The following is a 14414-nucleotide window of genomic DNA, read 5'->3' as shown; positions in this document are numbered from 1 at the left end:
CGGCATGCCGGTCGAGGTCGGCGTCGGGTACGTGTCCGTCGTGCCCGAGGCGCGCGGGTTCGGCCGGCTGCTCAATCAGCAGATCAGCGGCGAGTCGGCGCGCGTGGGCACGTCGGCGGGCCAGGACGCCGGCGAGGGGTTCCTCGGCGGGCTCGGCGGCAAGCTGAAAGCGGGCGTGGCCGGCGTCGCGGTCGCGGGTGGCGCCCTGTTCGCGGCCGGGTTCGCCGAGGCGGTCGAGCAGGACAAGGCCACGGCCAAGCTGGGCGCGTCGCTCGGGCTCAGTGAGAAGGACACCGCTCGCGCCGGGAAGATCGCGGGCAGGGTCTACGCGTCCGGGTACGGCGAGTCGATCGACCAGGTCGACGAGTCGCTCAAGAACCTGCAGCGCAACGGCGTCGCCGCACTCAGCGCCCCCCGGAAGCAGCTCGTCGGGCTCAGCAAGGACGCGTTGGCGCTCGCGGACGTGTTCGACGCCGACGTCGCCGACTCGACCAAGGCAGTCGGCAAGCTGATGAGCACGGGCCTCGTCAAGAACGCCAAGGCAGGGTTCGATCTGCTGACGGCCGGGTTCCAGTCGGGCGCCGACCAGGCGGGCGACCTGATCGACACGGTCAATGAGTATTCGACGCAGTGGCGCAAGGCGGGTATCTCGGGCGCGACCGCGATCGGTCTGATCAACCAGGGGCTCAAGAACGGCGCCCGCGACGGCGACCTCGTCGCCGACTCGATCAAGGAATTCTCGATCCGGGCGGTCGACGGGTCGACGACGACCGCCGCCGGGTTCAAGATGCTGGGGCTGTCCGCCGACGACATGGCGAGCAAGTTCGCCAAGGGCGGGAAGTCCGCGAACGGTGTCCTGCAGCTCACCCTCGACCGGCTGCGCGGGATCAAAGACCCGGTCAAGCAGGCGCAGGCGGCGACCAGCCTGTTCGGTACCCAAGCCGAGGATCTCGGACGGGCGCTTTACTCGTTGGACCCGAGCACGGCTGCCGCCGGCCTCGGCAAGGTCGGCGGCGCCGCGGGCCGCATGGGCAAGCAGCTCCACAACACCGCCGCGAACGACGTCGAGGTGTTCAAGCGGCAGGCGCTGCAGGGGCTCGCCAACTTCGCGAGCAAGTACGCGTTGCCCGCGCTGCGCGACACCGGCAAGTTCCTGATCACGTACGTGCTGCCGCCGACGAGGACGGTCGGCGGCGCCCTGGTCGACTACCTCGTGCCCGCCGCGAAGAGCGTCGGCTCGGCGTTCGCCGCAACGGGCGGATGGCTGCGGAAGTACGGGGCATGGCTCATCCCGGTCGGCGTCGCGGTGGTCGGTCTGACCGCGGTTCTGTCGGCGCAGGCGATCGCGACCGGGATCACCGCGGGCGTGTTCTCGGTCTACCGGGGCGCGATCCTGCTGTGGTCGAGCGTGACCCGGATCGCGACCGGCGTGCAGGCCGTGTTCAACGCGGTCATGTCGGCGAACCCGGTCGGGTTGATCATCGTCGGCATACTCGCGCTCGCTGCCGCGGTGGTCGTCGCTTACAAGAAGAGCGACACGTTCCGCGGCATCGTGCAGGCGACTTGGGCCGGCATCAAAGTCGGGTGGGATTACCTGTGGGGCGCCCTGCAGGTCGGGTTCGCCTACTTCATGACCGGTCTGCGGGCGATCGGCACGGCCGCCTCGTGGCTGTGGTCGAACGTGCTGTCGCCCGTGTTCTCGGCGATCGCCCTCGGCGCGAAGATCCTGTTTACGGTCGTCGCGGTCGCCGTGATCGGGCCGTGGGTGCTCGCGTTCAAGGTGCTTGGCGCGGTCGGCGGGTGGCTGTGGACCAACGCCCTACAGCCCGCGTTCAACGGCATCGCGGCCGGGGCGATGTGGCTGTGGAACAACGCACTGGAACCCGCGTTCCACGGGGCCGCGACGGTCATCGGCTGGTTCTGGTCCGGCGCCAAGGTCGTGTTCGGGTACTTCGAGGCCGGCGCACGGGGCGTCGGGGCGGTCGGGGTGTGGCTGTACCGCAACGCGCTGCAGCCCGCGTTCAGCGGCATCGTGACCGTGGCCGGTTGGTTCTGGACCGGCACGAAGGTCGTGTTCGGGTACTTCACGGCCGGCGTGCACGCGCTCGGCGCAGCCGGCTCGTGGCTGTACCGCTCCGCGATCAAGCCAGCGTTCGACGGGATCGGCTCGGCCGCCTCGTGGCTGTGGTCCAAGGGGCTCAAGCCTGCGTTCGACGCTGGAAAGAGCGCGGTCGGGCTGTTCGCGGGTGCGTTCGACACGGCGCAGAAGGGCATCGGCAAGGCGTTCGACAAGGTGCGCGACGCCACGCGCAAGCCCGTCGCGTTCGTGGTGAACACGGTGTACACGAACGGGATCAAAAAGGTCTGGGACGGCGTGGCCGGGTTCGTTGGACTCGGCAAGCTGCCCGCGGCCAAGTTCGCCGGGGGTGGCCGCACGCGTGGCGGCACGCCCGGCAAGGACTCGATCCCGGCGCTGATGATGGCCGACGAGTTCGTCGTGAAGCGCGACAGCGCTCGTAAGGTCGGGTTCGGGACGCTGGACTACATCAACCGGACCGGCGAGTTGCCGGCCGCGCCGGTGCAGCGGTTCGCCGGCGGCGGCGTCGTGGGCGACGTCGCGGGGTGGCTCGGCGACAAGGCGAAGTCGATCGGCGGCGCCGTGATGGACGGCGTCGACTTCCTGTCCAACCCCGGCAAGCTGTGGGACAAGGCGACCGGGTTCGTCCGCGACAAGATCGCGTCGATCGGGCAGAGCCCGGTCGCGCAGATGGTCGGCAAGGTGCCGATCAAGATGCTGTCGAGCCTGAAAGACAAGGTCGTCAACGCGGCCAAGAGCGCGTTCGGCGGCGGCGACGTCGGCGGGTCCGGGGTCACCCGGTGGTCGTCGGTCGTGCTGCAGGCGCTCAAGCTCGTCGGGCAGCCGGCGACGCTGCTGCCGACCGTGCTGCGCCGGATGAACCAGGAGTCGGGCGGCGACCCCAAGGCGATCAACAATTGGGACGTCAACGCCAAGAACGGCGACCCGAGTCGCGGGCTCATGCAGGTGATCGGGTCGACGTTCAACGCGTACGCGGGCAAGCTCGCGTCGCGCGGCATCTACGACCCGCTCGCGAACATCTACGCGAGCATGCGGTACGCGCTCGCGAGGTACGGCTCGCTCGCCTCGGCGTACAACCGGGCCGGCGGATACGCCTCGGGCGGTCGCCCGAAGGCTGGCGAACTGGCGTGGGTGGGCGAGGCCGGTCCCGAACTCGTGAGGTTCCGGGGCGGCGAGACCGTGTACGACCACCGCACCTCGGTCGGGATGCTGGCCGGGCTCGGCGTGCGCGGGTTCGCAAAGGGCACGACCTCGGCAGCCGCGAAGGCTCGCAAGGAAGTGCCCGGCGATCTGTCCTCGTTCACCAAGAGCCTGACCGGCTCGGCGAGCGACATCGCCGCGGCGGCGAAGGGGCTCGCCGCCGACCTGCGGGCGACGGGCAAGACCGGCCGATCGCTGGCCACTCAGGCGCTCGCGACGTCGAGCAAACTGCAGTCGCTCGCGAAGCAGCGCGACGCGGTCGCCTCGAAGATCGCCACGGCGAAGCAGGCGGCGGCCGACCAGAAGGGGACCGCGCAGGATTACCTCGCGCTCACCAACATCAACGGCGGGAAGATCGCCACGGTTGGCGACCTAATCTCAGGCATGGAGACCCGGCAGACGTCCCTCTCCAAGTTCGAATCGCTGATCGCGACGGCGCAGAAGAAGGGTGTTGACCAGTCCGTCATTCAGCAGATGATCGCCGCCGGACCCGACAGCGGGCTCGCGCAGCTCATCGCCGGGGCGTCCGCAGGTGACGTCAAAAAGATCAACTCTCTCGCCAAGAGCGGCGCCAAGCTCAGCACGTCGTACGGAAACTTCATGGCCGACGCGATGTACGACAGCGGCGTCAACGCGGGCAAGGGGTTCTTGGTCGGTCTGCAGTCGCAAGAGAAAGCCCTGCAGAAGCAGATGACGCAGCTCGGCGGCGTCATCGTCGACTCGATCGAGAAGCGGCTCAAGATCCGCTCACCGGCCAAGGAAACCGAGTACGTCGGCCGCATGGTCGGCGCCGGCGTCGTCGTCGGCACCGACAAGTCGCTCAGCGCTGTGCGGGCAGGCGCGAAGCGACTCGGCACCGCGGCGATCCCGCCCGTCATGCCGACCGCCGAGGCGGTGCGCTCGGCCGGGCAGGCGGACGGCGGGCAGTCCGGCCACACGTACAACTTCTATCCGCGCACGCTCGAAATGACCGTGCGCGACCTTGAGGTGCTGCAGCGCAGGCAGGATGCGCTCGCTCGGGTGGGGAGGCCGCGTTAAATGCCCCTGATCACAGCGCCGGTCATCACCCCGCCCGACAGCGGGGGCGGCACCGGTACGCCGGTACCGCTCCCCGAGGTCGGGTACGCCGTCGCCACCTACACCGACCCGACGGGAACGGTCTGGTCGCTCACCGACGAGGACGCGGGTTGGTTCACGCTCGCCGACGGCGTGTCCGGGCTCGGCGCGACGTCGTACTCACTGACGACCGATGCACACCCGCGGGGCGGCGCGCGGCTGCGCTACGCACAGGCGCAGCCGCGGGCGATCGTGTGGCCGCTGTACGTCTACGGCGAGGATCACGTCGAGTTCGTCGGCCGCTGGCGGGCGCTCGCAACGGCGTTCACGCGCACCCTGCGCGAGGGACCCGGATGGCTGGAGATCGCCCGGCCGGACGGCGGGCGGCGCCGGATCGCCGTGTACTACCAAGAGGGGTTCGAGGGGCGCGGCTCGAAGGGGTCCGGGGTCGTCTCGGACTCGGCAGCGATCACGCTGTGGTGCGAGGACCCGTATTGGATCGACCCCGTCGAGGTGTCGGTGCACCGCGAGACCGGCGCACTGACGTCGTTCTTCACTCCTTACCCGACGGTCTCGTCGTCGCAGGTGCTCGGCGCGACCACGCTCCGGAATCCGGGGGATGTGGTCGTGTGGCCGCGATGGACGGTCACCGGCCCGGCGTCACTGATCACGTTCACGAACCAGGGCACGGGCGAGTCGTTCTCGCTCGACCCGACGGCGGTCGGGCACGGCGCGCTGCTCGCCGGGCAGCAGGTCACGATCTCCACCGACCCGCCGACGGTCCGTTACCAGGACGGTTCGAACTGGGTCGGGGCGCTCGACTGGCCGAGCGCCGTTCTGTGGGGGCTGTCCCCCGGCAACAACCCGGTGACGTTCCAGTTGGACGGGTCCGGCCCCGGCAGCGCGGTCGATCTCACGTTCAATCCGCGGTACGAGACCGCCTGATCGGAAGGGGGCGGCGGTCGCGTGGCCGTGCAACTGCTCATCACCGACGAGAACCTCACCGTGCAGGGCGACCCGCTCAGCGGGTGGACGAATCTCGACGTCACGAAGAAGTTCAACGAACCGGGCTCGGGCAGCGTCGACGTGCGCGCACTGCCCGAAGTCATGGCGCAACTGCAGCCGGGGAACCGCCTGGTCGTCATCCGCGACGGCGCCGTATGGCTGGCCGGCCCGATGGAGATACCGACGGATTACTCGTGGTCGGTCACCGACGAGCCGGCGGGCAAGGTCACGATCAGTTTCTCTGACGACCTCGCCACGGTGGCCGGGTACATCACCTGGCCGACCCCGGCGAATGCGTGGACGGCGCAGCTTGCCAACACGTACCGGACCATGACCAGTACCAACGCGGAAACGATCGTCCGTGCCCTGGTCAATGAGAACTGCGGGCCGGGCGCGCGCAGCGACCGCCGGATCCCGCACCTCGTGCTCGACGCCGTCGCGGGCGTCGGCGCCTCGACGACCTTGAGCACGCGGTTCGAGCCGCTGCTCGACGTCTGCAGGCGCATCGCCCTCGATGGCGGAGCGATCGGGTTCCGCACCCGGCAGGCGGCCGGGCAGATCTTGTTCGGCTGCTATCAGCCTCGCGATCTGACGGCGACCGCGCGGTTCAGTACCGGTCTGGGGAACCTCCGCTCGATCCAGTGGAAGCGGTCCGCGCCGACCGTCACGCACGCGCTGATCGCCGGCACCGAGCCTGACATCGGTACGACGGGGCGCACGTACGTGCAGGTCGCCGATACCGCCGCGGCCGGCTCGTGGTGGCGGGTCGAGAAGTACGTCGACGGGTCGGCACAGACCGACACCGACGGCGAACTGACGCAGGCCGGCAGCGGCGAGATCTCGGCCGGCGCCGCCCCGGTCGAACTCGCGACGGTCACCGTCGACACCCCTGATCTCCGGGCCGGCGTCGACTTCGATCTCGGCGACAAAGTCACCGTGGCGCTCCCGTACGGCGTCGAGGTCGCCGACCTCGTGCGCTCGATCCAACTGCAGGCGACGCCGGACTCGGGCGAGTACGTGACGACCCTGGTCGGCTCGCCGGACGCGACCACCGACCCCGCGATGGTCACGGCCATTCGCACGCTCAGCCGCCGACTCGGCCGGCTCGAATCCAGATAGGAGGCGAACGCGTGGCTCAGGACAGTTGGCCGTCACCGGCACACAACGGTCGCGCCGTCACCGACACCGAGTACGAGAAGATCGCCGCGAGGTTCTCCGGTGACGGCGTGTACGGCGCCCCTGCCGACACTGCCGTCGTGGCGGCCGGTATCGGTCTGTCCGTGGACGTCCGATCGGGCGTCTATGCCTCGGTACGCGGGCACGCCTGGACGTCCGGCACGGCGACCGTGAACCTGCCGGTCACCCCGAACACGAGCGGGAAGACGCGTGTCGACCGCGTGGTGCTGCAGCTCGACCGCTCCGTATGGACTGTGCGCGCCGTCATCAACGCCGGTACCCCCGGCGGCAGCGCCCCCGCCCTGACACAGAGCACCGGCGACACCGGTCTGTACGAGATCAGTCTCGCCACGGTGAGCGTGCCGACCGGGGCGACGTCGATCACGGTCGCCCGCAGCGAGCTGTACGTCGGTGTCAGGATCCGGCCGTGCACCTCGACGACGAGGAACCCGAACCCGGCGCCGGGCGAGATGTGTTTCGAGACGGACACCAAGCGCGTGCGGGTGTGGACCGGTAGCAGTTGGACCGGGCTGTTCGACGACTCGGGGCAGGTGGTCGTCAGTGCGACGGCGACCGGGTGGCGGAACAGCGCCGACAGTGTGCTGCAGAAGCGCAACGGTGCCGTGCACCTGCGCATCGGCGGGTTCCAGCGGACCGGCGGCACCCTCGCCGCAGGTACCGAGTCCCGCCTGCCGATCACAATCCCGGCCGCCTACCAGCACCCGAACCGCGATCAGTACGCGATCGCCTACACGACCGGCGTACTGATCAGCCGGGCGATCATCTACTCGGCCGCCTCGGACCGGCCCGGTCAGGTGTGGCTGTCGAACCATCCGGCGATCGACAAAGACGACTACGTGCTGCCGGGCTCCGGTATCAGTTGGGTGGTGGACTGAGCATGGCTCGTCACGAGTTCGGGGCAGGTATCGCCGACTACGTGGTCGCCCCTACCGACGGGCTGTGGGGGGTGGCCGCGAGTGCGGTGGTCACGTTCTGGGATGCCTCGGACGCCGGGAACCAGTACACCGACCTGCAGGACGCGAGCGGCACGCCGATGACATCGGTCAAGGCCGACGAGTTCGGGTTCCTGCCGCGGTTCCTCGGTCCGGACAACATCACCGGCATGTGGGCGGACGCCGGCGGCGGTTCCCGCGCGTGGGTCGAGGCGTACAACCTCACCGCGGGAAGCAGCAGCGGACCCGCCTCGTCCCTGGACTGGTTGAGCGTCCGGGACTTCGGGGCGAAGGGCGACGGCGTCGCGGACGACGCGCCCGCGATTCAGGCAGCGATCGCCGCGGCGAGCACGGCGGGCGGCGGCACCCTGTACGTCCCGGCCGGCCGGTACACCCTGGGTGCCTCGCTCAACTGGGCGAGCAACGTCAACGCGATCGGCGCGGGCGACCGAGTGTCGATCCTGCAGGCGACGAACCAGAACCTTGACCTGATCACCGGTACGGACATCAGCGGTGTCACGCTGCAGGGGCTGCAGTTGTCCGGTCCGGGCCGGGGGTTCGGCAGCGGGGTGCGGTTCACGAGGTTCGCGGCGCCATCGACCGCGAACATCACGCTGCGGGATGTGCTGATTCAGAGCATGGGCGGCGACGGCGTGTTCTGCCACGAGCTGTCGTCGAGCATCCTGCACCGGGTGCGGGTGCGCACCTGCGGGGGCGTCGGGTTCCACCTGCAGGCGCCGCAAGACACCGTCCTCGGCGGCGCGTCGACGTCCCTGATCGGCTGCTCGGCCGAGGGCAACGTCGGGGCCGGTTACTGGCTCGACGGCATGGCGTACACCAGCCTGACCGCCTGCGCCGCCATGGGATCCCCGAGCGGGTTCCGGCTCGATACCTGCACGGGCGTTGCGCTCACCGGCTGTGGCGCCGAGCAGTGCACGACCGGGCTCACGGTGTACGGGGGCAAGGGCGCGACCGTGAACGGGTTCGTGACCAAGGCATCCGACGGCGCGTCCGTGTGGGTCACGAACAGCGCGACCGGTGTCGTCCTGGTCGGCGTCACCGAAGTCTCGCCGGGATCGAACGCGGGCACCTGCCTGCGCACCGACGCGGGCACGATCGCGACCGTCCTCGGGCTGACCGCCGTGAAGGCGAACACGCTGAACGGCACGGTCAACCGGATCGACCCCGGCGACGGCTCGCTCGTCGTGACCGGCAAGACGATCGTGCCGAGCGGTGGCACCGCCGCGCGCATGGGCACGGCCACGCTGGCGGCCGGCACGGTCACCGTGAACACGACGGCGATCGCCGCGGCGAGCGTCGTGCAGCTCACGATTCAGACCCCCGGCGGCACGGTCGGCTCGGTCTACGTCAACACGAGGACGGCGGGCACCTCGTTCGTCATCAAGTCGACCTCGGCAAGCGATACGTCAACGGTCGGTTGGCGCATCCTCGACCCGTCCTAGGGGGTTTTCATGGTCGCCGCGATCGCGCCGCAGACCCTGATCGAACTTGGCCAGCAAGAGGCCGCGATCAAGTACCAAGAGGATTTCTCGGGCGGCACGTGGACGAACCTCAACAAGTACGCCAAGGAAACGCCCGGCATGGCGAGCTACGACGGGCAGTCGTGGTGCGTGATCGGGCTGCTGTGGCTCGCGTACCGCACAGGTGACATCACGATCATGCCGCAGACCCCGGCGTGCGACGTCGCCGTGACGACCTACCAGTCTTGGAACCGGTGGAGTTGGTACCCGGCCGTCGGCGCGCAGGTCATGCTCGGCACCAGCGGGCAGGATCACACCGGGCTCGTCTACCGGTACAGCGACACTCAGATCTGGACGATCGAGTTCAACAGCAACAACACCGGCAGCAGCGAGGGCGACGGCGTGTACCTGCGGACCCGCAACAGGTCCGACGCCAACGTGTACGGCTACGGGTACCCCAAGTACGCCTCTCCGATGGTCACGGCAGATGTCAACTGGCACGACGACGCGAGCCTGATCAAGACCTCGTCGGGCACCGCCGCCGCCTACAGCCCTTATCCCGGACAGGACTGGTTCAAGGTCGGCCGCACGTCCCCGATGGTGCTCGCCGCGGCGAAGCGCCTCGTCACCGTCGGCGCCGGCTCGTACACCCCGACCGCTGACATCGGCTCGGGTGACCTCACCGCGTGGGGCAACTGGCACGTCACGTGCGGCTCGCCGGGCGGCGCGTACGCCGGCTACCCCAACGAAACGATCTGGCGAGCGCTGCAGGTGCCGCACAGCCACTGACCCGGCGGCGCGACCGCCGAACTCCCCACGCCCCGAGCCGACCCGGCCGGGGCGTTTCTCATGCCCGAACAGAAGGGGCTCACCCATGGGTGACACAGCACGGCCGACGCCCGAGCGGCTCGGCGATCAGGAAGAGCAGGCGTCGCACCTCGTGCGCACCGGCAACGGACCGACGGTCGAGCACGAGGCCGAGCTGCTCGCCGAGCAGTTCGGCGCCGCGGACATGGCCGGGTTCCACACCGGCCCCGGTCTGGCCGACGGGCTCGCCGACAAGGCGGCCGACCAGGACGACGAGCCCGAGGCGGCCGTCGGCGAGGGCGACGCCCCGGCCGCGGACACCTCGAAGGGGGGCGAGTCCGCATGAGCGTCGACACGATGATCACGCAAGTGGAACGCTGGATAGGGACCGGCGAGCCGAACGAGATTCAGGCGTGGTACAGGCAGCGCAACGGGTCGGCGTACGCGGGCAACTTCGCGTGGTGCGACGCCACGATCACCCGCGCCGCGGTCGACGCGGGCGAGCACGACGCGGTGTGCTTCGGCACCGACTTCGCGTACACCGTGGCGCACGCGCAGGCGTTCAAGGAACACGGCCAGTGGCACGCCATGACCAACGGGATCAAGGCGAGCGGGATCCGGCGCGGCGACATCATCTTTTTCGACTGGGACGGGTCGAGCGAGATCGGCAAGATCGATCACGTCGGGATCGTCACGGGCGTCTCGGCCGACTATCAGTACGTGTTCACGATCGAGGGCAACACCGCGAACGTGTGCGCGAGGCGCGCGAGGATCGTGCACGACATCGCCGGGTTCGGCCGCCCCAAGTACAAGACACCGCCGAAGTCGACCAGCACGAGCGGCAGCTCGGGCTCGAAGCGGCCGGTCGTCTCCCTCTCGAAGCTGATCGCCGCGTTCAAGAAGGACGCGCCGCGCAAGGGCACGCCGGTCTCGTACGAGCCGACGATCTACGTCGAGAACGGGCTCGTCGCCGAGAAGCTGCTCGCGAAGCCGTACGCCGACGGGCACGCCGGAACCGCCACCCGCAGCGCCTACAGCCTGTGGCAGGAACGGTGCGGGTTCCACGGGACGCAGCCGGGCGGCGACGCCGACGGCACGCCCGGCATGACGACGCTCAAGCGGCTCGGCCAGAAGCACGGGTTCGACGTCGTCGCCTGACCGACGCCCGACCGCCGCCGGGCGGCCGGGCTCACCCACCACCGAAAGGGGGCCGGCATGTCGACCGGTCTGTTCGTCTCTGCCATGCGTACGGGCGTCCCGCTCGTGGCGGGGTGGCTACTCACCCTCGCCGTGCGCGCGGGCGTCACCATCGACTCGGCGACCGTCACGGCCGCCGTGACCGTCGGGATCGCGCTCGTGTACTACCTGCTGTTCAGGGTGCTGGAAGTGCTCGGCGAGCACCTGCCCGGAACCTTCCTGCAGTCCCTCGCCGGCGTGTTCCTCGGATGGGCCCGGCCGCCGTCGTACCCCAAGTACGAGGCGCTGCCGCCCGTCGACCCGGCCGCGTACACCGGCCCGTCGACCAGCGGGTGACTCCAGCCTTACGGCCGCGGTCACACCCCCCACTGCACAACCGGAGGCAAGCGCGTGGACGCTGCGACGCTCGGCGCCGTCGGAACCATCGTGGTCGGGCTCGCAGCAGCCGCGGCAGCCGTCGCCGGACAGCGGGGCGCGAACCGTGCGTCGCAGTCCGGCGCGGTACTCGGCGGGTACTCGACGCTCGTCGACAACCTGCAGGAAGAGCGCGACAAGCTCGGGCGGCAGCTCGCCGAGGCCGAGGTGAAGCTCGCCGCGGCGTACGCCGAACTCGCCGCCGAACGGGCCAACAAAGCAGTGCTGCAAGGGCAGATCACGGCGCTCACAGCAGAGTGCGAGCGGCTGCGCGACCGCATCGTCGAGCTAGGAGGACAACCCACGTGAAGCGTCGTCATGCTCAGCCGATCCTCGCGCAGCGGTGGCGGTCGTTCGCGGTCGCCGCCGTGCTGCTCGTACTGTCGGGCGCCGTCGTCCTCGTGTGGCTGCGGATCTCCGCCGAGGCGAGCCGAGCCGACGCCCTCGCGGCCGAGGCGAATTTGCGCGGCGATGCCGTGTCGACGCTCGCAGGTGACGTGCGGGTGCTCCGCTCGCAGATCACGGCCGACGGCAAGACGCCGGCCGCGCCGGATCCGGCACGGGCTGTCGACGATCTGCCCGCGCGGGCGAAGGTGCCTGTGCCGATCCCCGGTCCTGCAGGACCCCGCGGACCGCAGGGCGAGCCCGGCAAGGCGGCACCCACGATCACACCGTCGCCCGGCCCGTCCGGGGCATCCGGTGCGCCCGGCGAGCCCGGCGCGACGGTCACAGGACCGGCCGGACCGCCCGGCCCGACCGGTCCCGCGGGGGCGCCGGGCAAGGACGGCACGGACGGCACGGACGGAAAGAACGGGACGGACGGCAACGACGGGCAGACCTGCCCCGACGGATACACCCTGCAGGTGCCGTCATGGGATCCCGACGCCCTCGTCTGCAGGCATGACGGGGCGCCGCAGCCGAGCGCCCCGTCGCCGAGCCCGACCTCGTCACAGTTGCTTCTCGGGCTGCCCGCCGAGCGTCGCCGCATCGCGTGACAGCATTGCGCCCCTGTCTGGCCTGACGGCCGGGCAGGGGCGCCTTTCTCGTTCCTGCGGGTTCAGCCGAGACGTGCCGCTCCCTCGGGCCACACGACGTCGACGGCGAGACCCTCAGCTCGGGCTTGCTCAACAGTGTCAGCCGTGCCGCCGCCCTTGCCCGAGGGCGGGGTGCCGTCCCACACCGCGACAAGGCGGTCGCCGCGGCGCAGCAGCTCGCTGTTCGCCGCCTCGTACGCCTGCCGGTTGGCGTTCTCGTGGGGCATGACGACGACTTCGGTTGCCGACTCGACGAGGCGATCGAACACTGCGGCATGGTCGGGTCGCACCTTCGCTTGCCGATAGTCCTGCGACGGCAGCACCACAACCAACCGGCCGCCGACGGCGAGCACTTCCTCGGCAAAGATCGAGTCGGCGCCGGCCGCGATGCACGACACCCCGACGAGTTCGCCGTCGGTGTGCGCCGCGAACACCTCACGCAGTGCCTCGCGCACGAGACCGACACTCTCGACGGTCAAGTTCATGTGCCCGGTAACGGCATACGTCGTCGTCACTCCGCATCCCTCTCGTCAGGTCGTCAACAGGCCGCGAATCCTATCCCGCGCGTCCCGCAGGCCGCGGTTCGCGTCCTTGCCCACGGTGTACGGGTACAGCTCGGCGAGCAGATCTCGCACGCGCCTCGACTGCGTCTGTTCAGCTGCGTCGACCGCGGTGTGCGTCTGCTCGATTCCGCCGTTCACGTCACCCATGAGAAACAGGGTCTCGGCAAGTCCGATGTGGTCAAGCGCGTGGCTGCGGCCCGCCTCGGCGCCGCGGTGCTCCAGCGCGAGGCGGATTTCGTGGGCGGCTGCCTCGGCGTGCTTGGCAGGGTCCTGTCGCGCGAGATCGAGCAGCCGGCCGCCGGTCACGCCCGCGAGTTCCGCCTCGTCGAAGTAGGCAATCCAGTACGGGGCGTCGTCGTCGCCCGCCTCGTGCAGTACCTCGGTCGCCTGCATGGTCGCTCGCCGGAACGCGGTCACGCGCCCCATGGCGGCGTACGCCCATGCCTCGCGGGTGTAGAGCATCGCCCGCACCCGCGGCCCGACTCTGCCCCTAGAACCGTCCTGCGCGAGCCTCACGAGATCGGCAGCGTCCTTGGGACGGCCGCGATAGAGCATCTGACGCGCCATGCCCGCCAAGACGTTCGTGCCGAACTCAATGTCGCCGCCGGCGTGCGCGGCTCGCAGCGCCGCTTTGTAGTAGTTCTGGGCCTTGAGCTGCATACCCGAGTCCCAAGACATTGTGGCCGCCATTCCGGCGAGCTGTGCCATGACCCGGAACAAACGCTCCTCGACAATCCGCGACTGATGATCTCTGAGTGCGTCGGATACTTCGGCGAGCTGTCCGATCACGGCTTTCCGGCGCAGCCCTCCCCCGTACTTGTGATCCCATTCGCGGAACTTCCGGGCGGTCGATTCGAGTTCGGCACACTCGCGTCGGCCGAGTCTTCCGTTCGGCAACGCGACCGGCACCGCCTCGGCGGGCTCGTCGAGCAACCATCCTTCGAGCGGTTCGAGCAGTGCCGCGCCGCCCACTGCTGCGGCGGCGATCGCCTTCGACGCCGCGCGACGGTCCATCACTAGGTCACTCCTGGTCATGCGCGCCGCCATGCTCACTGTGATCTCGGGGCGCCATGGCACGTCGTCCGACTCGATGTCGGGCGACTCGTCGACGACAGGCTCGACCGACTCGTCGCCAGTGTCTTGCCATGGGCGAGCCGCGAGACCGAGCAGCGCGCCGGGGATCCGCAAGCCGTCCGCGATCCTGCAAACCACCTCAAAGCTCGTGATCTGTGTGTCGCCGTTGATGACGTTCGAGACCTTGCCCGGCGTCAGCATGCACGCCGCTGCGATCCTGTTCTGCGAGAGTCCGCCGTGCTTTTTGAGCAGCTTAAAGACTGCGGCAAAGTCGTGTTCCGCGAGGGCTCTGCGCACGTCTTCCCTGTCGAGGATTCCGGCGGGCAGTGGTCCGGGGCTTGTGGCGTTCATGGCGG

The 14414-nt window shown here is 69.7% G+C and carries 13 protein-coding genes; 11 read left to right on the top strand and 2 right to left on the bottom strand.

Going from position 1 to position 14414, the window contains the following annotated elements; all coding sequences use genetic code 11:
* Window positions 1-4 precede the first annotated feature (4 nt).
* The 11 genes from ACFC02_RS06200 to ACFC02_RS06150 all read left to right on the top strand — a co-directional run bounded on the left by ACFC02_RS06200 (window position 5) and on the right by ACFC02_RS06150 (window position 12382).
* Complete coding sequence (locus tag ACFC02_RS06200; protein ID WP_376352903.1) at window positions 5-4336, top strand: phage tail tape measure protein; 4332 nt, start codon at window positions 5-7, stop codon at window positions 4334-4336.
* The gene (locus ACFC02_RS06195; RefSeq protein WP_376352900.1) at window positions 4337-5299 is read left to right on the top strand and encodes a phage tail protein; all 963 of its coding nucleotides are present in this window, start codon (window positions 4337-4339) and stop codon (window positions 5297-5299) included.
* A gap of 21 nt (window positions 5300-5320) precedes the next feature.
* Window positions 5321-6478, top strand: a complete 1158-nt coding sequence (locus tag ACFC02_RS06190) for a siphovirus ReqiPepy6 Gp37-like family protein (RefSeq protein ID WP_376352897.1) — start codon at window positions 5321-5323, stop codon at window positions 6476-6478.
* An 11-nt stretch (window positions 6479-6489) separates the two neighbouring features.
* Window positions 6490-7431 carry a hypothetical protein gene (locus tag ACFC02_RS06185; protein ID WP_376352895.1) on the top strand — a complete coding sequence of 314 codons (942 nt, stop codon included), beginning with the start codon at window positions 6490-6492 and terminating at the stop codon, window positions 7429-7431.
* 2 nt (window positions 7432-7433) lie between these two features.
* On the top strand, window positions 7434-8951 hold the full coding sequence (locus ACFC02_RS06180) for a glycosyl hydrolase family 28-related protein (protein ID WP_376352892.1): 1518 nt from the start codon (window positions 7434-7436) through the stop codon (window positions 8949-8951).
* 9 nt (window positions 8952-8960) lie between these two features.
* Entirely contained in the window at window positions 8961-9758 is a 798-nt protein-coding gene (locus tag ACFC02_RS06175; protein WP_376352889.1) for a hypothetical protein, read from the top strand.
* 85 nt (window positions 9759-9843) lie between these two features.
* Complete coding sequence (locus tag ACFC02_RS06170; protein WP_376352886.1) at window positions 9844-10122, top strand: hypothetical protein; 279 nt, start codon at window positions 9844-9846, stop codon at window positions 10120-10122.
* Entirely contained in the window at window positions 10119-10934 is an 816-nt protein-coding gene (locus ACFC02_RS06165) for a CHAP domain-containing protein (RefSeq protein WP_376352883.1), read from the top strand. Before ACFC02_RS06170 ends, ACFC02_RS06165 begins: the two co-directional genes overlap by 4 nt.
* Window positions 10935-10991: 57 nt before the next feature.
* Window positions 10992-11309, top strand: a complete 318-nt coding sequence (locus ACFC02_RS06160) for a hypothetical protein (protein ID WP_376352880.1) — start codon at window positions 10992-10994, stop codon at window positions 11307-11309.
* A 54-nt stretch (window positions 11310-11363) separates the two neighbouring features.
* Complete coding sequence (locus ACFC02_RS06155; protein ID WP_376352877.1) at window positions 11364-11696, top strand: hypothetical protein; 333 nt, start codon at window positions 11364-11366, stop codon at window positions 11694-11696.
* The gene (locus ACFC02_RS06150; RefSeq protein ID WP_376352874.1) at window positions 11693-12382 is read left to right on the top strand and encodes a collagen-like protein; all 690 of its coding nucleotides are present in this window, start codon (window positions 11693-11695) and stop codon (window positions 12380-12382) included. Before ACFC02_RS06155 ends, ACFC02_RS06150 begins: the two co-directional genes overlap by 4 nt.
* Window positions 12383-12444: 62 nt before the next feature.
* On the opposite strand, the gene ACFC02_RS06145 is transcribed toward ACFC02_RS06150, so the two are convergent.
* Together ACFC02_RS06145 and ACFC02_RS06140 are read right to left on the bottom strand one after the other, a co-directional pair.
* Window positions 12445-12906: a hypothetical protein gene (locus tag ACFC02_RS06145; RefSeq protein ID WP_376353109.1), complete on the bottom strand. Its 462-nt coding sequence runs from the start codon at window positions 12904-12906 to the stop codon at window positions 12445-12447.
* Window positions 12907-12951: 45 nt separating this feature from the next.
* On the bottom strand, window positions 12952-14409 hold the full coding sequence (locus ACFC02_RS06140) for a helix-turn-helix domain-containing protein (RefSeq protein ID WP_376352871.1): 1458 nt from the start codon (window positions 14407-14409) through the stop codon (window positions 12952-12954).
* Window positions 14410-14414: the final 5 nt, after the last annotated feature.

The organism is Streptomyces sp. NPDC056160, from assembly GCF_042268205.1.
Lineage (GTDB): Bacteria > Actinomycetota > Actinomycetes > Streptomycetales > Streptomycetaceae > Streptomyces.
This window is presented reverse-complemented; position numbering and strand designations above follow the sequence as displayed.

Bases quoted from the DNA above. Each gene is read 5' to 3' on its own strand.
- ACFC02_RS06200 (WP_376352903.1), top strand. From the start codon at position 5: ATGCCGGTCGAGGTCGGCGTCGGGTACGTGTCCGTCGTGCCCGAGGCG.
- ACFC02_RS06195 (WP_376352900.1), top strand. From the start codon at position 4,337: ATGCCCCTGATCACAGCGCCGGTCATCACCCCGCCCGACAGCGGGGGC.
- ACFC02_RS06180 (WP_376352892.1), top strand. From the start codon at position 7,434: ATGGCTCGTCACGAGTTCGGGGCAGGTATCGCCGACTACGTGGTCGCC.
- ACFC02_RS06175 (WP_376352889.1), top strand. From the start codon at position 8,961: ATGGTCGCCGCGATCGCGCCGCAGACCCTGATCGAACTTGGCCAGCAA.
- ACFC02_RS06170 (WP_376352886.1), top strand. From the start codon at position 9,844: ATGGGTGACACAGCACGGCCGACGCCCGAGCGGCTCGGCGATCAGGAA.
- ACFC02_RS06165 (WP_376352883.1), top strand. From the start codon at position 10,119: ATGAGCGTCGACACGATGATCACGCAAGTGGAACGCTGGATAGGGACC.
- ACFC02_RS06160 (WP_376352880.1), top strand. From the start codon at position 10,992: ATGTCGACCGGTCTGTTCGTCTCTGCCATGCGTACGGGCGTCCCGCTC.
- ACFC02_RS06145 (WP_376353109.1), bottom strand. From the start codon at position 12,906: ATGAACTTGACCGTCGAGAGTGTCGGTCTCGTGCGCGAGGCACTGCGT.
- ACFC02_RS06140 (WP_376352871.1), bottom strand. From the start codon at position 14,409: ATGAACGCCACAAGCCCCGGACCACTGCCCGCCGGAATCCTCGACAGG.